The sequence below is a fragment of the Candidatus Dependentiae bacterium genome (assembly GCA_016191325.1).
In the GTDB taxonomy this organism is placed as follows: domain Bacteria; phylum Babelota; class Babeliae; order Babelales; family JACPOV01; genus JACPOV01.
Genome location: JACPOV010000008.1, coordinates 355,723 through 378,278, shown reverse-complemented (window position 1 = coordinate 378,278; position 22,556 = coordinate 355,723). Strand labels below are relative to the sequence as shown.

Sequence of the window (22,556 nt, the reverse complement as noted above, 5' to 3'; positions counted from 1 at the left end):
AGAACCGAATGAAGCTTCGTTTTCTAATCTTATTCGTTGCGCTCAGCTGTCACGCAGCACCACCATTAATGTACGATACGTTTGACGATCTGAGTCAAAATAATGTTAAACGTCTTCCGCAATTTATTCTTGATTTTTATCATGCGCTCAAGGATACCACTAAGGAAGTGCATCAAGCTTTGATGAACTTGCCGAACACATTTTTCAATAGTTTGCAAAATTATCCGCATGCAGACGAGCTTGCAAATGTACGTTATTGCCCGAATGATGAATTATGTATGCAAGAAAAAGCGTATGTCGACAAACGACTTTCAATAGTAAAAAAATACATGGAAGAAAAATTTAATATTCAGCTGGAAGACGATCGCGTACCACGAATCGCTTATTGCTTTAGTGGCGGTGGATTTAGAGCAATGATCATGACTATTGGTTTTTTAACGGGCGCACATTCTCTCAATGGCTTAAATAATGCACTTTATATCGCAGGTCTTTCTGGATCTACATGGGCAATCGCCCCATGGATTGCGTCTGGAAAAACATTGCAAGATTTTTTCGAACCTCTGTCATTGCAACTTGCTGGCGGTATGGCTCAAATTTCAAGTATAAAAACGATTAGCCAAATGGTTGAACATTTGATTAATAAAATGTATTTCAAGCAACTCATATCGGTGATAGACATCTATGGGCATATCCTTGCAAACACGCTCCTTAATCATACGGTTGATGATCCACTTCGCATAACTATTAGCGAATCTCATTCGCCAATTTCTGATGGTTCTAAACCAATGCCTATTTACACCGCGATTCACTCAAATATTCAGCCGTATGAATGGATTGAGTTTACACCATTTGAAGTTGGCAGCGCCTATTTAAAATCTTATATTCCAACGTGGGCTTTTGGCAGAAAATTCAAAGAGGGCATCTCAGTAAACAATGCGCCCGAACAGACTCTCGGCTTTTACATGGGAGTTTTTGGCTCTGCATTTGAACTAAATTTAAAAGATGTGATTCGCATGACGGCAGATAACATCGCGCAAGTTAAATCGGATCTTCCATCCTATTTATATCTACCGCTCAAAAAAATCACCATGTTGGTTTTAAACTCAATTCTTGGTGATATAAGGCTTTTCCCTGCGATTTTGGAAAACTTTACCTTTCAGCATACAAAGAGCCCGATTAAGGATGAACATGAGATGGTATTGGTAGATGCAGGCATTGACTTTAATTTACCACTTCCGCCGCTTCTTCGCGCATCGCGTAAAGTAGATATGATTATTATTTATGACGCATCAGCTTCAGTCAGCGGAGCTCCAGAGCTTTACCGAGCTGAAAGATACGCTCGCCGCAAAGGAATGAAGTTCCCTAAAATAAACTATGAGGGCATCGATCAAAAACCGATAAATGTCTTTAGTGATCCTAATGATCCTGAAACACCAATAATCGTTTATTTTCCAAGAATAAAAAACGAAATGTATTGCACCGAGTTTGATCCCGAAATATGCATTAACCAAAATTATTGCAATACGTACAATTTTGCGTACACCAAAGAGCAAGTGCATCAACTTTGTGGTCTTGCAGAATTTACAATTAAGCAAAATCAACAAATTTTGGAAGAGCTCATAAAAGAAGTACTGACCAAAAAATATGGCTATCAATTACCCGCAACGGCGTGAAATTAATTGATATCTATGGTCTCGATATCTGCGAAAGCATGAAGCTGCAGATCGATTTTTGTTCGCATAGCGCCTAGCGTCTGCTTGTAAGCTGCTTTGGATGAAATGGCAAGTTGCTCTAAGCTGCTTGCTGTATCATCTACCGCATCTTTCACTCTTTGAGAAATTTGCAAACCGCGCTCACGAAGATAAGAACCCATAGAACTCATTCTGTACTCCATAAAGCCCAAAATGGATTCTATTTGAATCACTAATAGAGCCCAGTCGGTCCTTAGTTCAGTGAGCACCGGCTCATTATTATCGATTCGATCGGCCATACTTTCTATTTCAGCAAAAACTACAGGCAACGATACGCGATGCGCCAAATACCAAGTTAGCCTGCTTTCATGGAACAAACGCGCTACAACTTTATCTACCGATTCGTCAAACATTTTAAAATAGCGTCCAAACGGTGAGAGGCTTGCTATTACCAGCTGATTCATAAGGGCACCCCAAAAAAGAGTTTTGCCCCATTGAAACCATCCACCAACTGAATAATCGCCGTTCGGCGCTAAAGTACTTATTGTTTTAGACATTGCCTCTTGCTTGGCAATAATAAGATCGATTTTAGGAAGAAAGTTTTTTATCACTTCATCGCAATTAAGTTCGCCCTTAATATTCGGGCAAGGCAGAGGCGGGATTACTGGCTCCGAAAACCACTGATATGCCACCACGCCAGTGCCAATTACTGCTGCACCAACCATCGCTTTTTTTATGAGCTTGCCTCTCTTAACTTCCCAGTCAACTTTTGCTTTAAAGAAGGTGATCTTGGCGTCATCTATTCTTTTAAATGGCTGGACTAATTGCTCAGCCTGTAAAGCCGTAACAATAACGCTAAGCCACAACAATAGGCTTCTTGATAAAACGCCAATATTCATATCATCTTCCTTAGTAAAGAAACTTCCCAACCTATTCAGTGTAGATGACGCGCGCACTGCGTCAACAGCTTCAGGCCCACTATATTAAAACTATAAATATTTATAAACAATTGAAATTATTAATAAGCTAAGTGTATTATTATTTTACATATTGAAACTATTATTTTTGGTGAGTATTAAATGAGAGCATTTTCCATTTTCATGGTTTTTTGCTTTGCGACTGCCAATCTCAACGGCGCTCTGCACAAATCTCCCCCGACGCTTGTTGAGTGTATTTTACGCAAACTCATTTCGTATCAATTAAAAGAAGAGAACGAGCGAACTCAAAAAGAACAAATGGTCATCGAAAATTTGAATAAATTACTCCCAGAACTAACTGAAAAAAAGTATAAAATTATTGCAGATTATTCATTACCGACAAAAAAATATAGCATTCCCGCCTTGATAAGCGTTTCCAACGACCACCAAATTGGCATCACCGAAAATAGCCGTATTGATTTTATCTCTGCAAGCGAATGGCATAAAAAAAAATACACTAACTTTGCGCTTTCACCATCGAACAATTTTCTTTCTTTTATCAGGCAAGGCACAAAAAGCTGTAATATTTTTATCTTAGATATGAAAACTAAACAAAAACGTCGTTTGCCCTTTGAATTAGATAAAAAAACTGCTGCACTTACACCACTTTTTTTATCTGATGATACTTTTTTGATGTACGCGCCCAAAAAAAACAACATAGACATATTTAAACTCGATAGTTTGGAAAAACGATTTTCTTTAACAGATTTTCCTATCGAAATGATGGCATCTTCAGCGCACACCAAGCAGTTATTGATCGCTACTACTTGCGATCAAAATAACAGAATCGAACGTTGCATCGATGTAATAACCTTCGCAAACGATTTAGTTATTCGGCATGTCTCGCTCTTCGGTTTTCAGGGGAAAATATACTCATTGACGCCGAGCAAAAACAGCTCGCTGCTGGCGTCAACGTCAAATGACGAGCACACGGGATACGTTACAATTTGGGATACAAAAGAAAACCAATTTGTGTGCAGCTTGAAGCATAATGCACCTGTCCACTCTGCAGCTTTCAGCCCAGATAATAAACTCCTTTTGACAGGTAGCCGTGAAAACGGTGGCAAAATACGAGTTTGGAATATTGCACAACAGGAATCAATTGCTAATATTATTACTGGGCCCCATAAGCAAAACGCACCGCCCACGTTGCTTTCGTGGAACGAAGATTCGATTATGATACAAGATCTCTGGAACGTCGCATATAAGCTGGATATGTCCCACAAATGCTTCGAAAAACTTTTATGCCTCCAAGGTGAAGCGACTGCAGCAAAATCGAAAGATGATATGGAGAATGCTCAGTGAAACTATCTATAAGAGCATTCCTTTGTTTGTTTTTTTTTCGTGCATCCAACTGCATGGAGCAACCGCTGCTGCAAAAATCAAAATCAACGCAAGAGTATACGGAACACCAACTGCCGACGCTTGGCCATTCTTATTCCGGCGAATATTTTAATCCGAGTATGATGACTAAAGTAGCTCTTGGTTGGCAAAGGTTTTTTAGGACAACAAAGCAACCAATCGAGAAGCAAAAAGATAGTATCGAGCATAGTAAAATTATAGATCTTAACCCCGCGCAATCTCGCGCAATTATTAAGTCGCATTTAGTTGACTGGAAAACTGGCTTCTTAATTCTTGATCTGAAGTGTGAAAAGGGTTTTTTTTCCTGTCATGATGATCTTATAGCAGTTTATAATCGCGGGAAAAAAGCCTTGAGTTTATCGAACGCGAGCACCCTTCAACAGCTAAATGAGTTTGGAAGCGCACCAATCAAAACGATTCTCTTTCCAGATAAAAAAAGAATTATTATCGTCCCAGAAGAATCTGGCACTATTTATCATGCTCAAAATGATGCAACCGAAAAAAAACTCATTTCTCAAAAGCTTATCGACTCGGGGGAAATTGATCTTGCAGATATATTTAGTAAAAACTCATTAGCGCATACGACTTTTTTGGAAAATAATAAATCGATTGCAACGATTTATCTGAGAGATTTAGTAGGGCAAAAAACAATTGTGGAACTCAACGGGCACGAAAATTCCATCACGAAACTGCAGCATACACAAACGACCATTGGCTCCGGGTCTCAAGATAAAACTGTTCGCTTGTGGGATCCTGAATTATCAAAAAAGAATGCATGTTTAAGCACATTGCAACATCCAACACCCATTACAGCACTCACTTTTCATCCCAAAGAGCCTTATATTATCTCGGGAACCGGTATACCAGATGGTAAAATATATGTCTGGGATTCGCGTAAGATGAATAAGCCTATTAGTATAACAAAGCTTGAATCATCAATAGCGCCATCGGCGCTTGTAAAAAATCTTTACGAGACTGACGAAGTACATCCATCAATAGTTTATCTGGCGCATGATGATAACGGTTCATCTATCGTCGCGCAAACAAAATGGTATGATCAAGATAACTATCAAACCTATCAAGGAGAATTCAGCCAGCTTTTAGCGGGAGAATCGCTCCCAAAGAAGTCTTTTGAAAAAGCACATAGTTCCCTAGAAAAAGAATCTGCTTCTTAGGTGTTTTTACGTAGATTTAAGGAGCGGTTTTAAATACCGACCGGTATGACTTTTATTCGATTTAGCTACCGCTTCAGGAGTTCCTTGCGCAACAATTGTACCGCCCTCATCGCCGCCCTCAGGCCCCAGGTCTATTAAATAGTCGGCCGTCTTAAGTACATCAAGATTGTGCTCAATAATGATCATTGAATTGCCTTTATCAACTAATCGATTGAGTACTTCAAGGAGCTTTTCAATGTCGTTCGTATGCAATCCCGTTGTCGGTTCATCAAGAATATAAAGCGTTTTTGTTCCGCGCTTAGCAAGTTCATCAACTAACTTAATCCGCTGCGCTTCACCGCCAGAAAGTGTTGTCGATGGTTGCCCCAGTTTTACGTAATCAAGGCCAACTTGGCACATCAACGATAAGCGTTTTGCGAAATTTTTATGCGCGGCGAAAAACTGTTCAGCTTCTAATGCGGTCATATCAAGAACCTGGGCAATATTTTTCCCTTTATAAGTGATCGCCAAAGTTTCAGCGTTAAATCTTTGTCCTTTGCAGCTCTTGCAGGTCATGACAACGTCAGCTAAAAATTGCATTGATACGGTTATAGTTCCATCACCTTTGCATTCAAAGCAACGCCCTTCTTGAACGTTAAAGCTAAAGCGACCCACTTTATAACCACGGGCCATGCTCTCTGGCAAATTAGCAAAGAGCTTACGAATTTCATCAAAGATTCCCAAATAGGTTGCAGGATTTGATCGAGGCGTCCTGCCAATTGGCGATTGATCAATTACTACCAGCGATTCAATATGTTCGACTCCTTCAAGATCGGTTGTGCCTTCCGATTTTCCGACACCTTTTTTCCCTGAAGAAAGTTCGCGCTGCAATGCATTTACCAATTCATCAAGTATAAGCGTACTTTTGCCCGAACCGGATACACCTGAAACACAGCAAACTACACCCAGAGGCAATGAAACACTAATATCTTTTAAGTTATTGCGCGTTGCATGTTTTAGCGTTAAATAACCATTGGCTGTTCTACGTTTTGCAGGAACTCGTATCGCTCGCTCGCCCGATAAATAAGCCCCTGTGAGCGATTGGGGATCTTTTTTAATTTCTTCTGGAGTGCCAACCGCCGTGATTTTACCACCAAGGGTTCCAGCAGCAGGCCCCATATCCACCAAATAATCTGATTGAAGCATGGTATCAAAATCGTGTTCCACGACGATAACCGTGTTTCCTTGATCGCGTAACATCTTAAGAGTATTAATTAGCCTATCATTATCGCGCTGATGCAATCCGATACTTGGTTCATCTAGAATATAAAGAACACCACTAAGCGATGATCCAATCTGAGTCGCCAAACGAATTCGCTGCCCTTCTCCACCAGAAAGAGTTCTTGCTGAGCGATTTATAGAAAGATACGAAAGCCCTACATCATTTAAAAATTGTAAACGGGCACGAATTTCTTTAATCAAACCTTCAGCAATAATGCGTTCTGTTTCATCAAAAGAGATTGAATTGAAAAACTTTACTGCGTCTTTAATAGAAAGCTCGCCAATCTCAATAATATTTTTTCCGCCAATTTTAACTGCTAAAGCATAGGGATTTAATCTACGCCCTAAACACGCACGGCATGTTTGCTCTTGCGCATAGGAACCAAAGAAATCCGGGTATTTGGATTTCCATGCATCTGGATCATCTTCTTTCCACGGCCATAGATGGATAATTCCTAACCCATTACATTCTTTGCAAGCACCTATTGGTGAATTAAATGAAAAGAAACGAGGTTCAATTTCAGGAAATGCTTCTGAGCAATGTAAGCACATTCTCTTTGATGAATAGAGGTGCGATTTTTCACCTACAATAATTTTGCACATGCCATTTGCTAAGCTAAACGATTTCTCAACCGCTTCTTGTAGACGAGCACGTTCGTTCTCGCTTACCTCAATTCTATCGATTAAAACATCGATGCTGTGCTTGTAGGTTTTTGCTAATTTTATCGCCTTGATTTCATCTGCGCTGTTGAATTTGTATGATGCGCCATCGATAACAAAACGGTAATAGCCACGTTCAAATAAAGATAATAATTCTTGCTGATACTCGCCCTTTTTTTCAACCGCCACTGGAGCTGCTACTGTTACCACATTTTTTGCAAATTTGGTGATAACTCCATTGGTAATATTATCTGGCGATTCTGGCTTAATTTCTGTTGAGCATGTGGGGCAATGTGGAATGCCAATACGAGCAAAAAGCAAGCGGAGATAATCGGCTATTTCGGTAATGGTACCAACGGTTGATCGCGGGTTGGCGCCAACTGTTTTTTGCTCAATCGCAATTGCTGGGCAGAGCCCTTCTATGCGGTCAAATTCAGGCTTTTTTGCTATCCCTAAAAACTGGCGTGCATAAGAAGAAAGCGATTCCATGTAGCGCCGTTTACCTTCAGTATACAAAACGTCCAAAGCTAAGGAGCTTTTGCCAGATCCTGATGGACCCGTAATTACCGTTAATTTATTTTTTGGAATCTCGACATCAACATTCTTTAGATTATGCTCGCGGGCACCGCGAATAATAATCCATTCGGTCGATTTGCGCTCTTTTTGCTCTATTTTCTTATCTGACTGTTTCATAACCCACCACCAAATTCAAATTGCGATTATCAAATTCTTTCAAAATCCGCATCTATTCAAAATAACACGTCTTGGGGAAAAAAGCAAAACGCCCGCCTCTTACGAAACTAAATGAGTGGCCCTCCTTTTTTTCTAAAAATTTGCATTTTGCCCGAAAACTCGTATACTTTTGTCTACATTAATGGTGAATGTAGCTCAGTTGGTAGAGCACCAGGTTGTGGCTCTGGTGGCCGTGGGTTCGATCCCCACCATTCACCCCATTCTAAGAAGTTATCTATGAACTCAAGCTTTTTTTCAGGTTCAATTCTTATCGCTATCGGCGGGTCAATGATTTTAAAATCTGCCGGCATCGATTTACCAATGCGATTCCTTCCTGGCGTTATCCTTATAGCGCTTGGCATTTCAATGCTCATTTAATAAAGGATACATCTCGTGAAAGCACTTTTAACCTCCGAGCTCTTGTGGGGCACCCTTCTCATTATTTTTGGTATTTCAGTATTATTAAAAGCGCTTCTTGGTATCGATTTGCCTATAATCCGAATACTCTTTGGCGGCCTTCTGATTTATTTAGGGTTTTCGATTATTAGCACCTTCAAGACCAACGAAATTAACCCTTCGGCCACTTGGTTTTCAAGCTCAACAATATCGCATCAAAGCAAAGAGAAAAATTATCGAATCGGCTTTAGCAGCCTAACAATTGATCTGCGAGCGTTTGATCCAGAAATTCCACATACAATAATCATCGACTCTTTTTGCAGCTCGATCAAAGTTATTACAAATCCGTTAATTCCTACCAACGTCAAAATTAACGCGACATTTGCGAGCTATAAACTGCCAAACAATGATGCTATTTCATGTGGCAATACGGTATATTCAACGCATGAATCAACAATAAGGCCTATTATTGATATGCAAATAAATCTAATAACAAGTAGTTTAGAAATTCATTAAAACTATGACGAATTTGCACAGTTTCTGCTTGCATAGAGTATAAAAAATAGATACACTTCTTTTACATCAAAAATCGTATGTCGGGGTGTGGCGCAATTGGATAGCGCACTCGCTTTGGGAGCGAGGGGTTGCCAGTTCGAGTCTGGCCACCCCGACCATTTTTTTAGTAGATGCTTCCTTCATGAAAAACTCATTTCTATTCTCTCTCGCTTTTCTACTGTCTCTTGGCGCATCCTTTTTTTCGCAAGCAAGCATAAGTTCACTGGATGAATTGAAGCCTATAATTCAAAAAGATATCTGGATTAATAGTTCATTCAGCAAAGAAGAGATACAACTTCTTGCTAACGTAATTTTTTTTTCGATCTACCGAGCAGAAACTCAACAAGCCTACCGCACGTATGCAACTATTTTGACAACGTTTGCGATTTTAGCTGAAAAGCAGGCGCGGGCAGGTTTTAATGTGGACAATGTCGGAATTGAAAGTCTTAAAATTGCGATAGATAACTTAAAAATGCTTCAACCTATCAGCAAGACCGTTATCGATGTCCATGCGAGATTAGTTGATAATCTAATGCGTCATTCAAATAAAAGGCTTGCAGCTATTTTCGTTTCGTGCGCAGAACATGCAACGAGTGTTGTAACAACCGCAGCAAATAAAAAAAGAGAAAAAATAATAGAGCTGCTTTCTAAAGCACAAAGTCGTTATGCTGATGAATCACAAAAATTGCACGAGCTTGCCGATTCTTTTAAACTGCTTAAAACGAATATGGAAACAAACCAAAATTCTCATAATGCGTACGCAATCGAAAAAGTTCAACGCGATCTTTTTTCAGAACTGGACGAATGCCTACACCAATTGCATTCAGGAAAAAATCAGTTTGACGCTCTCGCATTTGAAATTGAAGTTGAAGCCATTGATCTTTTCAAGCTTTATTATAGCGCAATCTGCGATGAAATGATTAAGCGCGAATACAAATCTGATTACTTTGCTCTCCTTGCATCTCCTGAAGAGTGCAATGTGATTCAATTGTCCACACTTCCAGAATCCATGTTTCTGAAAAATTAACCATTCATCAGACTGAATACAAAAATGTATTTTGTATTTTTGCAAAATACTCGTGAATTTTTTTTTAATTTTCTCTACGCTTACACCTGTTAGCTCTTTTTCTTGGAGAACAGGATGACCGAATTATTGCAAGCTATTCGTCGCTCAATACGTTATTTTGATTGGATAAGTTTTGGCCTTATGCTTATTCTTATGAGCATTGGGCTTCTTTTTATTTACAGTGCTACAACCAAACCAGAAATGCCGTATTCAGTTTTTTTTAAAAAACAATTTTTTGGAGCATGCTCAGCACTCGGTATTTATTTCTTTTTTTGCATTATAGATTATCGAACATTAATGCGCTGGGGTTATTTTTTATATATTTCCGTCATTGGCTTTTTGATATTTACGTTGGTAAAAGGATCAATCGGCATGGGCGGCCAGCGGTGGGTCGATCTTGTTCTTTTTAAATTTCAGCCTTCAGAAGTATCGAAACTATTCTTTCCTGCGTTTATTACGAATCATCTATACTCCCAAAACGATTCACCTAAATATTCAATGAACGATTTTTTTCCGATCTTGATTGTACTAGCGGCAAGCGCACTTCTCATTAGAAAGCAGCCAGACCTTGGCACCGCTCTTTTAATTACATTCGCTGGCGCGATTTTGCTTTGGATTGCAGGGCTTGATAAAAAATTGTTTATCGCTGGGTTTCTAGCGGCAGCACTTTGTGCACCGATTATGTGGAAATTTCTCAAACCATATCAAAAGCAACGAATCGCTGTTTTTTTAGGAGAAGGAGATGCGCACAAAGAACGATATCAAATTGAGCAATCAAAAATTGCAATCGGCTCTGGCGGCATCACGGGAAAAGGTTTTCTGCAAGGGACACAAAATAAATTAATGTTTTTACCGGAAAGTCGTACCGATTTTATTTTTTCAGTCATTTGCGAAGAATGGGGATTGCTCGGTGCATTCGTAATTATTTTTTTATATATGCTTCTTTTTGCACGCATTTTATATCTAATCAGCACCGTTAAAAGTTTTTTCCCGCAATTATTAGCATTAGGCCTTTTAATTCACTGCATTTTAGCCTGCATTATTAATATCGCTATGGTGACGGGCCTTTTACCCGTGGTTGGCATTCCACTTCCACTTATCAGTTACGGCATTTCAAATCTATGGATCACGCTTGCAAGCCTTGGTTGGATTAACGGCATAACTATTAGAAGATATTATATTGGAGATTAATGATTATTGCGTTTTACCTAGCCTCTCGATACATTGACTTTCAATAACTTACTCTCAGCAAAAAGAAATTAATTATGAACGATGTTTCACCAATTACGCTCCTCACCCAAGAAACTCTTGAAGAGCGATCGCATGATTTTGCACCAAAAACATTCGAAGATTATTTAGGGCAGGAAGAACTTAAAAAAAAATTAGCGCTGTACACGCAAGCTGCCAAAATGCGGGGAGAGCCTCTCGATCATCTTTTACTCTTTGGGCCTCCAGGATTGGGAAAAACTACACTCGCAACGATAATGGCGCATGTGATGCAAGTTGGCATCAAAATCGCGAGCGGGCCAATGCTTGAACGAACTGGTGATTTAGTCGCCCTTCTTTCAAATTTAGAGCCGAGAGATATTTTTTTTATAGACGAAATTCATCGCATGCCTTCAAACGTAGAAGAAGTGCTTTACACCGCAATGGAGCAATTTAATGTGGATGTCATCATCGGGCAAGGAGCTGGAGCAAAAACGGTTACGCTTCCGCTGCAACCTTTTACGCTCATTGGAGCAACCACCAAAAGTGGCATGATATCCGCTCCTTTGCGCAGTCGATTCGGAATAGTTGAGCGAATTGATTTTTATAACGACGAAGAACTCCAAAAGATTATTATGCAAAGCGCACAGTTTTTAAAACTAAGCATATCGGAAAATGCAGCATTGATGATTGCGCGCTGTGCGCGGGGCACTCCACGTATTGCTAAAAAAATCGTGCGGCGCGTGCGCGATTTTGCACAAGTTAACGATGTTCCTGCCGATGATATTATGGTAGGCAAAGCGCTCGAATTTTTGGGGATAGATCAAGATGGCCTTAACTCAATCGATAATATGCTTTTGCGCAGAATTATAGAGCAGTTTAATGGCGGGCCGGTCGGTGTTGAAACGTTAGCTTCACTCATTGGCGAAGATAAAGATACCATAGAAGAGGTCATAGAACCGTTTTTGATGAGAAAATGCTATCTGGAAAAGACTGCTAGGGGTCGACAGATTCCCCATAAGGCATTATCTTATTTAAGAAACAAGTTTCTTGGGCAAAAAGATTTATTTTCCCTCTAGGAGAATGTATGTCTGGTCATTCCAAATGGGCAACGATAAAACGCAAAAAAGCGGCCATTGATAATAAGCGCGGAAAAGTGTTCTCGCGCCTCAGTAAAGAAATTTCTGTAGCTGCACGTGGTGGTGGCGATCCTTCTGGCAATCCACGACTTCGCCTTTTAATAGAAAAAGCGCGCGAAGCCAATATGCCAATGGATAATATTACCCGGGCCGTAAAAAAAGGTACCGGAGAACTTCCTGGGGCGCACTACGAAGAACAAATGTACGAAGGCTATGGGCCGTACGGAATCGCGGTGATGGTTGACACCCTTAGTGATAACAAAAACCGCACGGTTGCCGAAATTCGTCGCATTTTCATGGTCAAAGGCGGCTCCCTTGGCGAAGCCGGTTCTGTCGGCTGGATGTTTCAAAAACTTGGCGTTGTGCAAGCTGCAGGAAAAAGCAGCGAAGATGAATTAATGGAAAAACTCATCGATTTCGATATCAAAGATTTGTCGCAAGAGGATGATTTCTTCACGATCACGTGTGAACCCAAAGCACTAGAACCAATTAAACAAGTCGTTAAATCCCTCGGGCTTAAGATTGAGAGCGCCGAAATTGAATGGGTCGCGCAAAATACAACGCCACTTACCGCGGAACAAACGGAAAAAGCAGTTGAGTTTCTAAATGAGCTTGAAGAGCACGATGATGTTCAAAACGTGTTTACAAATTTAGGATCATAAAATTACTCCAACAAAAAATAATTAATATCACGCTTTCTGACTTAAAGGATCTGTATGGTTGTCAGTATGACCGGTTTTGCCCTGAAAAATATTCAACTCAAAAAAGCTGACGGGTCTACCGTTTTACTGACCATGAGCGTCAAATCGCTCAATTCACGATTTTTTGAAACTACCTGCAAAATGCCAAATGCGCTGCAGTTTTTAGAACTTGAATTTATCAAGCAGCTCAAAGAACATCTTATTCGTGGGCATGTGACTCTTCTTATTCATGCAATGAGTGCCAATTCATTCAAAGGCCCTGTGCAAGTCGATATGCCAACGGTCAAAAGCTATCTGAATGCTTTAGAGTTAATAAAGAAAAGCACTAAGATAGAAGGCGAACCGATGCTTTCAGATATTGTTTTGCTCCCTAATATTTTCACCTTTGAAGAACAAACTGCTGATGAATCGCTGCGCACGCCGATCATGCGAGCGCTGGACGACTTAATCGCCCAGCTTGATAAAACCCGCCAGGTTGAGGGCGCTGCTTTATTGAAAGATCTTGAAAAGCGCATGCAAAATTCGCACGCAGAAATGGCGGTTCTTGAACAAGAGGCTGCCGTTTTCATGAAAGCTAAAAAAGAAAAAACTACTGCTCGATTAGCAAAACTTGATACAAGTAATCAAGAAATAGCCGATTCGCAACGCAATGCTCTTTATTTTGAACTCGATAAAATTGATATTAATGAAGAGATTGTTCGATTCAAAAGCCACATGGCCACCTTTTTAAAAACGGTGCACGCTCCCGAAATAGAAAAGGGCCGCCGCCTCGATTTTATTTTGCAGGAAATGGCCCGCGAAATAAATACCATTACATCAAAATGCTCCGATGCTGCAATCAGCACTCATGCAATTAATATTAAAGTAGAGCTCGAAAAAGCTCGCGAACAAGTTCAAAATATCGTATAAATTCCCTCTACGTTTATTTTGGTAAATCATTGACTCTACTTATTTTTCTGCGTTACAAATGAGCTAATCGTCTGTTCACTCGTAGCAGAAAAGTAGTTCCATGAAAAATATTAATTTTTTGTTTGCGTTCTTTCTATTGTGCGGCATATCTTTTTTAAATGCTCAGAATGATAGTAATGAAAGCGAAATTATTAGTAAAACGGAAGACGCAATAATTGCATTTATCGATCAAAACCCAACTGATCAAGTGCGAACCAATTGCGTTCTTTCAACGCAAATTAATTCGAGGAATATTCCATATACTATTAATACAGCAGGAACTTATTGCGTTGTTGAAAACATTGCCCTATCAAGAGCGGGTGCTACGCTCATCACCATCAACGCAAACAACGTGGTTTTAGATTTAAATAATCAAACCATTAGCGGATTTGGCAACTATATTATAGCAAGCAATAATAGCGGAGCGGTCCCAAACGTTGGCACCAATTTTCAGAACAATACAACTTTTGGAAACCTTCAATCAAACATACCCAGCATTAACTCCCTCCAGGGCGGTGCATTCCCGAATATTACAACTAACCAGAATCAGAACAATAATACGGTTAACTCTATAAATTCTATAAATGGAATCAATACGAATCCAAACTTTGGAACAAATAATACATCAAATGGCAACGCCACCAACATTGGCACCGTTAGTGGTACGGGATTGACGATAAACGGGATCCAAGTAAACGCTCGGAGCAATGTAACTATCCAGAATGGCGCGCTTATCAATTTTGCATCCAATGGCATATTTCTCTCTCCCGGCTGCCAGCAAATTGAGATAAACAACGTTTTTCTTTTTAATAACAACGTAGGAATTTTAGCGAATGGAATTAATCGCTGCTTGATTAGCAATTGCTTTGCCGCACTATGCAGAACGGCAGGGATTCTTATCTCAAATGGCGTTTCATTTAACGCTCAAAATTCCATAATCTCAAAATGTTATGCATTCGGTACTGGGATTGGAAGTTCGACCGCTGGCCCTGGTTTTTCATTTGGCAATTGCTCCAATTTTCTTATCAACCAATGCATTGCATATGGAAATCGGGGGAATGGCTTTCAGCAAACGGCATGCACCGGATTTCTTTATGAACAATGCCAATCAAGCGGGAATATTAATAGTGCACACGGTTTTTCTATAGAGAATAATAATACATCTCTGGAATCATGCATTGCCGATAATAATCAATTTGATGGATTCAGAGCGAATTGTAACCAAATAAGTCTTGAGAATTGTAAATCAAAAAATAATCGCAACGGATTTAATTTTGAAGGCGGCACCGACGGCATCGTACTCAATAATTTTGCGCAAAACAATTCGGTTTCTGGATTTGCCCTAGCTGCAGCAACTCGGGCTTTTCAAGTGCGCAGCAATACGGCAACTGGAAATACGACATTCGGCTTTAGCGATCTAAATGTAACGGCACCGCTCAATAAATTTTATGCTAATTTTGCAAACAATAATGGCACTAATTTTAGCGGAATCACGAACGTCGCGGTTTCACCACTGCCCGCAACGCCAATTAACTTTACGACCAATATTGCTGAATAAAAAGGCCCGGCGTAAAAGCCGGGCTTAAGAGTAAAAACTTCGACCTAGAATATCTATTTTGCTGGCAGATATCCTTTATACCCTTCTAGAAGTTCGATGATTTTATCGTGCTCAGCTTTGTGAGCTGAATTGCGTTGATCTTTCTTCAGATCCGCGAGTTCTTCTATGTACGTTTTTTGTTCCCACAAGTCAATGATCGTCGCTCCTCTTTCAAGCAATGCCTCTACCAACTCTGGGCTATGGTACCATCTAATTGCCCTGCCTAAAGCCGTAAGTGAAGCATTTCTGTTTCGAGAATGAGGAAACGTTGCTGCATCAATGCAGGCATCATATTTCATTAACAAATCAAGCATTTCAACACTTCTAATCAATTGAACCGGGTAGACGCCGAGCAGTTTTTCCTGAGAATTTGCATTACCATTATTTTGAAGCATATTTGCTACTGTCCGCATCGCTTCAAAGTTATCAACCATTGGGTAGCGAACATTAGCACCGATTCCTTCTTTGAGAAGTTTTTCTGCATCTTCTATGTTATCCAAATCCACAGCTTTATTCAGGGGAGAGGTATAGAATATAGCCCGCTTGCTATCCATATAAGCTCTGGCATCAAGGCCTTTTAATTGATCTTCAACAATATAAGGCAGCGACCGATCCAGTTTGTGTTCGCCGATCTGGCTAACTTCACTACGTTCACGCGCGTAATACTTTCTTACTCAATCAGCCTTTTTCTCCTGCTCGTCAGCGATCATAATAATCGATGAAGTTCCGAATATTAAAACTAAACCATAATGAAATACTAATTTCATAATTCTTCCTAATGTTAAATCACTCAAATAAATTGCTGTAATTATCTTGATTATGCTCTTTTTCATATTCCCTTAATATTCGAGAGAATTGTTGAATCTTTCCACAGGCCTCCGCTGGATATCCATAGTTTATTAATGATGATGCACTCATTGTGATGAGTCCAACGCACGCAAAGCTTAGATCATTGAGAGTCTTTTTTTCCGACTTTCGCACTTCACCTGAATCCAAAGCAACTTTAAATTCTTCTGCTGATTTTTCATTATTAGATTTTTCCCATAATGCTATTCGGTTTCTGGATAACACAGAATATTCATCATTGTTGAGGGTGCCGTTCTCAGCCCGATCCTTCAACTTTGTGCAGCCTTTTACCCACGATCCTTTTTGCTCTGCAGTCATTCCCAGTGCAAGAAAAATATTTGGCGCACAATGTTTCTGAAATTTTTGCTGGCCATCACGCAACGCATACTCCTTAAATCTTTCAATCTCCCGGCTATCACTTTCAGCTTCCCATTCAGCAATTCTCTTCTTCATGTCCATCACATCAGATTTTTGCTCCATCGCAGAAACAAATGATGTACCTGCAATCATTAAAATCAAACTATATCGCATTAATAATTTCATAATTTCCTGCACTTACTAAATTTGTGTTATGTCTTAATTGTTAAATATTACTCATCATGAACGCTTGCTGCGCATTTGGCATCGCCAGTTTTCGAGCTGCATTCATCTCTTTATAATGATACGCGAGCCTCATCATTCCATTAACGCGGGCACATAAAGCGTGATGTATCAATTTATCTTTGAGCGTTTTCTCCTGATAGTCATACTCATAAGCAAATCCTCTTCGTTCACATCTATCAATTACGTTTTCCAAATAACGTTTGACTTGCTTGGCATCAGCAGGTTTGCCATTCATGAGATAATCGTTCAATTTCCAATAATCTCCGGTGTAAATTGCGGCTTTTATTTCTTTTGGCAAAGTATCTTTTTCTGGGAAAATAAATTCTTTTGCGGAAATAAAGGGTTTTAATAAGCTCTGTTGATTACTTTCGCTCGCTGATTCCCTGCTCGAATTGGCATTTATTTGTACGAATAGAATGCAAGCTAAAATTAATGATAATCTCATAAAACCTCTAAATCTATTTTTGTTCATGGTCTTTTTGATTTCGGTAACAATCGAGGATTTTGTTCATCAGATTTAAACGAAAACAATCCCAAAAGGCATTACGCCATTCGCCTTCATTTTCAACACACTTGCACTTTGCAAAGGAGGAAATAATTTCTTCATCGATCCCTTCCTGGTTTGCGCCAGCATCAAGAAGCGCTTTAAAGGCCCCTGAGTCATAATGCGCTACCGCATTTGCCAGCGGAGTCCGTCCTTCATTATTTTTCGCGTTGAGATCGGCACCAGATCGAATCAATAAATTAATTACTAATTCAGGTTGAAGTTGGTATTCACTATTTACCATATGCAAAGGCGTTCTGCCACGAATGTCTCGATGATTAGGATCAGCACCATTTCTAAGCAATAAATCAACGCTGGCCAGTTCACCATAATGTACAGCAGAGTAAAGAGGCGTCATATTCCAGTCATCAAGTGCTTCAACATTTCCGCCATATTTAATTAATAATTTTAGCATTTCCAAAGAACCTGGCGCATGCACGAGAGTTTCTCGATTTTCGCTTATAAAATGGTTTGGATTCGCACCATTTTTTAATAATGATTCAGCTAAAGCTATATTTTGTTCATACGCCGCTTTTTTCAGTTCAGTTTCTAAAACTTCACTTTTTGATTGGCCGTTATTAGTTTCACTGGCATTCAAATTAGAGCAAGAAGAAGTAATACAAAGGAGAGATAACAATGCAATTCGTTTCAAGTAATTCACAGAAGCTCCTAAAATGAAAATTTTATAGTCCTAATTTTTTCTTGTACACTTCTAGAACCTCAATAAGTTGGTCTCTTTCAGCTTTGTGAACTGGATTATTTTGATCTGCCTTGAGATCCTCAAGTTCCTGAATAAAGGTTTTTTTATTTTCCAAATCAATTGTAAAAGCTCCATGCTTGAGCAATTCCTGTACCATTTCTGCGCTATAATACCACCTAATGGCTCTTCCTAATGCAGTGAGGGACCGATGGTCTTTATTAAGGGTAGACGCAGAGTTCATATCGGCACCATATTTTGCAAGAAGCGTAATCATTTCAAGACTTCGAACTAATTGAATCGGATACACGCTTTTTTCAATCCCATGCACCAATGGTTGAAGTTGATTAGGATTTATGGCTTCCGCAACTCCTGTGTCTTCTGAATGATCATACTTTTTGTATATGGAACGGCGTTCTTCTGGGTTAATCGTCTTGTCTAAAAGTATTTTTGCATCTTCTAAGTTATCGCGATCAACAGCCTCGTTAAGAGGGGTACTGTAAAGCGCACGATTTTTTCGAGCATCAAGGCCTTCCCAGCAATCTTCTACCTGATAAGAATAACTGGATGGCACATAAAACCAATCACCCACGCTTATTATCGGGCGCGAATAATATTTTCTTACTAAATCAGCCTTTTTCTCCTGCTCATCAGCTATGATTACGAGCGGGATCAACAAAGTATTTAAGAACAAAGATAATTTGATTTTTGATAAATAATGCATAAAACCTACCATCTAAAAAGAGTTAAAACCATTGATCAGCATAGCAAAAATCATCAAATTGAACAACTGCCCACGCTCCATTAAAATTTACAAATAGAATTACTTATCGGGTGTGCTCACTTCTGTTTAAACTTCTCCACTTTTTTCTCATTTCGCGTACACTGGAACTCACGTTTTTAACACTTTTAACCAGCATATTCAATGTCCCAACATTTTACTCATTTGCATTTGCATACCGATTATTCTCTTTTGGATGGCGCCATTACCCTGGAGCGCCTGGTTCAATTTGGCAAAGAGCAGCAGCTTAAAGCGCTTGCGATTACCGATCATGGTAACGTTTTTGGCGCGGTCAAATTCTTCCAGCTTGCAAAAAAAGCGAATATTAAACCAATTCTGGGAATTGAAGCTTATTTTACTGATGATGTAACGCAGAAGAACGTCGAGAAAAAATATCATCATTTGATTCTGCTGGTGCAAAATAAACAGGGGTATCAAAATCTATGCAAATTGCTTTCGTTTGCCTATCAGCAGGGTTTTTATTTTAAACCCCGCATCGATTACGGCATTTTAGAAAAACATTCCGAAGGATTAATTGCTACAACCGCGTGCCTTGGCGGCCACATTCCGAGTTTACTTATGCAAGGAAACGATACTGAAGCTGAAAAGCGGATGGATTGGTTCATGCAAGTTTTTGGCAAAGATCGTTTTTATTTTGAAGTGCAGCCAGAAGATCAGCATGATCAAAAAGTGCTGAATGCAAAACTTTTTGAATGGAGCGCACGCAAAGATATTCCGTTAATTGCCAGCGCCGATTGCCATTATGTAAATGCCGAAGATCGAGAAGCGCATGAAGTAATGCTTGCAGTGCAAACGCAAAGTAAAATGACCGATCCTGATCGCTTTACGTTTGGCGATTGCCGCGCTTATATGCGCACGCAAACTGAAATGCTTGAGATTTTTAAGGATCATGAACAAGCGGTGTGGAACTCCGGCAAAATAGCCGATATGTGCGATTTCCAGTTTGAAACGGGCAAATTATTCTTCCCCGAGTTTGAAATCCCGCAAGAACACACGCAAGAATCGTTTTTTAAGCATTTATGCGAAGTTGGCTTTGAAGATTTACTCAACCAAGAGCGCATCGATCGTGCAAACTACGATTTTTATAGAGCACGCCTTGATGAAGAAGTTAATCTGATAACTAAAATGGGATTCATTGGCTACTTTTTAGTAGTGAGTGATTTCATTCAATGGGCAAAGCGAAACAAAATTCCAGTTGGGCCAGGCCGTGGATCTGCTGCAGGATCCCTCGTTGCATGGGCTCTGCAGATTACCAATATCGATCCGATAAAATACAATTTACTTTTCGAGCGTTTTTTAAACCCGGAACGTATCACGATGCCCGATATAGATATCGATTTCTGCATTGAAGGGCGCGATAAAGTGATCAATTATGTGCGTGATCATTATGGGCACGAAAAAGTGGGCCAAATTATTACGTTTGGTACGATGCTTGCAAAAGGTGTCGTAAAAGACGTCGCCCGCGCACTTGGCATTCCGTTTGATGACGCGAATGCGATCACGAACTTAATTCCTGAACAGCTAAAAATTACGCTCAAAGAAGCGTTCGATCAAGAGCCGCGTTTAAAAGAGATGGTTGATGCAAATCCGCGCGCTGCAAAACTTTTTGAGATCGCTTTCAAGCTTGAAGGGTTAACGCGGCACGCTTCAAAGCATGCTGCCGGCATCGTAATTTCTCCCGCGCCGATTGATGAAGTGCTGCCCGTTTATGTTCCACCAAAAAGTACTGAGCTTGTAACGCAATTTGCAATGACCGAACTTGAAAGCATCGGTTTTTTGAAAATTGACTTTTTGGGACTCAAAAACTTAACGCTCATCGATCGTGCAGTAAAATTAATCGAAAAAAATCATGGCGTTCTTTTAGATATCGATAAGTTGCCCCTTGATGATGCAAAAACATTTCAGCTTTTGGGACAAGGAAAAACATCGGGCGTATTTCAATTAGAGTCAGATGGCCTAAAAGATGTATTAATCAAACTGCAGCCAGATAAATTTGAAGACGTGATCGCGGTGAACGCACTGTACCGCCCAGGGCCGCTGGGTTCTGGCATGGTCGACGATTATATTCAGCGCCGGCACGGCAAACAGGAAATTAAATATTTATTTCCCGAACTTGCGCCAATTTTAGAAGAAACTTACGGCGTAATCGTTTATCAAGAACAAGTAATGAAAATTGCTTCCGCCATTGGCTCATATTCTCTGGGTGAAGCGGATATTTTGCGACGCGCAATGGGTAAAAAGAAACCTGAAGAAATGGCAAAGCAGCGCCAAATATTTTTGGATCGCGCCATTCAAAAAGGGTTCGATGGCCAAAAAGCGGGAGAACTTTTTGATTTAATGGCATATTTTGCTGGTTATGGTTTTAATAAATCGCATTCTGCAGCCTATGCACTCATTGCGTACCAAACAGCCTTTTTAAAAGCGCATTATCGCGCAGAATTCATGGCCTGTTTGATTTCTTTGGAATCTGATCATCCTGAAAAAATGTCATTTTATCTGCAAGAAGCAAAAGATCTCGGCCTTCCGATACTTCCCCCGCACGTTAATCAATCGCAAATTGATTTTGACGTAGTGAATGGAGCGATTCTATTCGGATTGCGCGGGATTAAAAACGTCGGTATGGCGGCGCTTGAAACCATTTTGGTTGAACGAGAAAAGAAACCGTTTGCCGATCTTCTTGATTTCTGTTCACGCGTCGATTTACGCACCGTTAATAAACGGGTGATTGAAAATTTAATTTGTGCTGGTGGTTTTGATGCGTTGCCCGGAAATCGTGCACAAAAAACAGAAGAGCTCGAGACAATAATTGAGCGCGCATTGGCATTGAAAAAATCTCGGCTTACCGGCCAAATGGGACTCTTTGATATCGGCGCACCAAAAACAGACGATGCTGATGCGGAAATTCCGGCGTACCAGTTTGCGCCACGCGCTGATTGGGAAAATAAACAAAAATTAGAAAAAGAACGCGAAGTTATAGGATTTTATTTGAGCGCACATCCCCTTGATTCTTACAAAAAATATACGAGCTTATTTACGTGCAGCACCTTTGAAGAGTTGCGAGCAGTCGCCACGAATTTAGCACCGGCCGATATGCACGTGGCAACCGCATGTGGCCTAAAACTCAGCGCGAAACAGATAGTCACCAAAAAAGGTGATCGCATGGCTTTCCTGCAACTTGAAGATGCGACAGGAAAAGCGGAAATTGTTGTTTTTCCAAGTGTGTTTAAAAAAGTAGAACAATGGCTCGATACGCATCAGGTGTTTTTAGTAAAAGGCATCATTGATCCGAGCAGCATGAATCAGTGCAAAATAAAAGCCAATGAGATTGTACCGGTCGATCTTTTTTTCGAGCAATGGCCCGTAGAACGCGCGACCATTAAATTGCCTACCGTTCTTGATAATGAATTACTTTCAAAATTAAAAGCGCAACTAACACCCGGAAGCGTACCGCTCTACCTTCAGTTTGATGAGAATAATAAACTGCTTCAATTAAAAACCAATCAAACGATTACACTCAATGCTGCCACAGTAGAATTTTTACAATCGCTGGCAGCAGAAGTTAAACTCATTGTTTAGGTTTCTCAAATAAAGGCCCATTA

General features: G+C 40.0%; 19 protein-coding genes and 2 tRNA genes. 14 read left to right on the top strand and 7 right to left on the bottom strand.

Translation table 11 applies throughout. The features are described from left to right. Positions 1-8: 8 nt before the first annotated feature. Positions 9-1,673 carry a hypothetical protein gene (locus HYX58_02200; protein ID MBI2774792.1) on the top strand — a complete coding sequence of 555 codons (1,665 nt, stop codon included), beginning with the start codon at positions 9-11 and terminating at the stop codon, positions 1,671-1,673. A 2-nt stretch (positions 1,674-1,675) separates the two neighbouring features. Here the strand turns inward: HYX58_02200 and HYX58_02195 are convergent, their stop codons facing one another. Next, a complete protein-coding gene (locus tag HYX58_02195; GenBank protein MBI2774791.1) occupies positions 1,676-2,590 on the bottom strand; it encodes a hypothetical protein in 915 nt (304 codons plus the stop codon). Positions 2,591-2,770: 180 nt separating this feature from the next. On the opposite strand from HYX58_02195, the gene HYX58_02190 reads away from it, so the two are divergent. Together HYX58_02190 and HYX58_02185 are read left to right on the top strand one after the other, a co-directional pair. Beyond that, the gene (locus HYX58_02190) at positions 2,771-3,973 is read left to right on the top strand and encodes a hypothetical protein (GenBank protein ID MBI2774790.1); all 1,203 of its coding nucleotides are present in this window, start codon (positions 2,771-2,773) and stop codon (positions 3,971-3,973) included. Next, a complete protein-coding gene (locus HYX58_02185; GenBank protein MBI2774789.1) occupies positions 3,970-5,205 on the top strand; it encodes a hypothetical protein in 1,236 nt (411 codons plus the stop codon). The genes HYX58_02190 and HYX58_02185 overlap by 4 nt, the downstream gene beginning before the upstream one ends. A 6-nt stretch (positions 5,206-5,211) precedes the next feature. Here HYX58_02185 and uvrA read toward each other — a convergent pair whose 3' ends face one another. Then, positions 5,212-7,818: an excinuclease ABC subunit UvrA gene (gene uvrA / locus HYX58_02180; protein MBI2774788.1), complete on the bottom strand. Its 2,607-nt coding sequence runs from the start codon at positions 7,816-7,818 to the stop codon at positions 5,212-5,214. A gap of 184 nt (positions 7,819-8,002) precedes the next feature. Between uvrA and HYX58_02175 the strand changes: the two genes are divergently transcribed. The 10 genes from HYX58_02175 (at position 8,003) to HYX58_02130 (ending at position 15,426) form a co-directional block, all read left to right on the top strand. Next, a tRNA-His gene (locus tag HYX58_02175) sits at positions 8,003-8,078 on the top strand. A 16-nt stretch (positions 8,079-8,094) separates the two neighbouring features. Continuing rightward, positions 8,095-8,235, top strand: a complete 141-nt coding sequence (locus HYX58_02170) for a hypothetical protein (GenBank protein ID MBI2774787.1) — start codon at positions 8,095-8,097, stop codon at positions 8,233-8,235. A gap of 15 nt (positions 8,236-8,250) precedes the next feature. Beyond that, a complete protein-coding gene (locus tag HYX58_02165; protein ID MBI2774786.1) occupies positions 8,251-8,769 on the top strand; it encodes a hypothetical protein in 519 nt (172 codons plus the stop codon). An 81-nt stretch (positions 8,770-8,850) separates the two neighbouring features. After that, a tRNA-Pro gene (locus HYX58_02160) sits at positions 8,851-8,927 on the top strand. 23 nt (positions 8,928-8,950) lie between these two features. After that, positions 8,951-9,835: a hypothetical protein gene (locus HYX58_02155; GenBank protein MBI2774785.1), complete on the top strand. Its 885-nt coding sequence runs from the start codon at positions 8,951-8,953 to the stop codon at positions 9,833-9,835. A gap of 114 nt (positions 9,836-9,949) precedes the next feature. Continuing rightward, complete coding sequence (gene rodA / locus HYX58_02150; protein ID MBI2774784.1) at positions 9,950-11,065, top strand: rod shape-determining protein RodA; 1,116 nt, start codon at positions 9,950-9,952, stop codon at positions 11,063-11,065. 74 nt (positions 11,066-11,139) lie between these two features. After that, positions 11,140-12,159 (top strand): Holliday junction branch migration DNA helicase RuvB, encoded by a 1,020-nt coding sequence (ruvB, locus tag HYX58_02145; protein MBI2774783.1) that lies wholly within the window; start codon positions 11,140-11,142, stop codon positions 12,157-12,159. Positions 12,160-12,167: 8 nt separating this feature from the next. Continuing rightward, a complete protein-coding gene (locus HYX58_02140) occupies positions 12,168-12,881 on the top strand; it encodes a YebC/PmpR family DNA-binding transcriptional regulator (GenBank protein MBI2774782.1) in 714 nt (237 codons plus the stop codon). 54 nt (positions 12,882-12,935) lie between these two features. Next, positions 12,936-13,829 carry a YicC family protein gene (locus HYX58_02135; protein MBI2774781.1) on the top strand — a complete coding sequence of 298 codons (894 nt, stop codon included), beginning with the start codon at positions 12,936-12,938 and terminating at the stop codon, positions 13,827-13,829. Positions 13,830-13,929: 100 nt separating this feature from the next. Then, positions 13,930-15,426 carry a right-handed parallel beta-helix repeat-containing protein gene (locus tag HYX58_02130; protein MBI2774780.1) on the top strand — a complete coding sequence of 499 codons (1,497 nt, stop codon included), beginning with the start codon at positions 13,930-13,932 and terminating at the stop codon, positions 15,424-15,426. A 53-nt stretch (positions 15,427-15,479) separates the two neighbouring features. On the opposite strand, the gene HYX58_02125 is transcribed toward HYX58_02130, so the two are convergent. From HYX58_02125 to HYX58_02105, 5 genes are all read right to left on the bottom strand, one after another. Next, positions 15,480-16,019 carry a hypothetical protein gene (locus HYX58_02125; GenBank protein MBI2774779.1) on the bottom strand — a complete coding sequence of 180 codons (540 nt, stop codon included), beginning with the start codon at positions 16,017-16,019 and terminating at the stop codon, positions 15,480-15,482. Positions 16,020-16,251: 232 nt separating this feature from the next. Then, positions 16,252-16,854 (bottom strand): hypothetical protein, encoded by a 603-nt coding sequence (locus tag HYX58_02120; GenBank protein ID MBI2774778.1) that lies wholly within the window; start codon positions 16,852-16,854, stop codon positions 16,252-16,254. Positions 16,855-16,894: 40 nt separating this feature from the next. Further along, positions 16,895-17,359, bottom strand: coding sequence for a hypothetical protein (locus tag HYX58_02115; protein MBI2774777.1), 465 nt, complete (start codon positions 17,357-17,359; stop codon positions 16,895-16,897). A gap of 13 nt (positions 17,360-17,372) precedes the next feature. After that, positions 17,373-18,119, bottom strand: coding sequence for an ankyrin repeat domain-containing protein (locus HYX58_02110; GenBank protein MBI2774776.1), 747 nt, complete (start codon positions 18,117-18,119; stop codon positions 17,373-17,375). Positions 18,120-18,141: 22 nt separating this feature from the next. After that, positions 18,142-18,879, bottom strand: coding sequence for a hypothetical protein (locus HYX58_02105; GenBank protein ID MBI2774775.1), 738 nt, complete (start codon positions 18,877-18,879; stop codon positions 18,142-18,144). A 201-nt stretch (positions 18,880-19,080) separates the two neighbouring features. Between HYX58_02105 and dnaE the strand changes: the two genes are divergently transcribed. After that, on the top strand, positions 19,081-22,533 hold the full coding sequence (gene dnaE, locus HYX58_02100; GenBank protein ID MBI2774774.1) for a DNA polymerase III subunit alpha: 3,453 nt from the start codon (positions 19,081-19,083) through the stop codon (positions 22,531-22,533). The last annotated feature ends 23 nt before the right edge of the window (positions 22,534-22,556 follow it).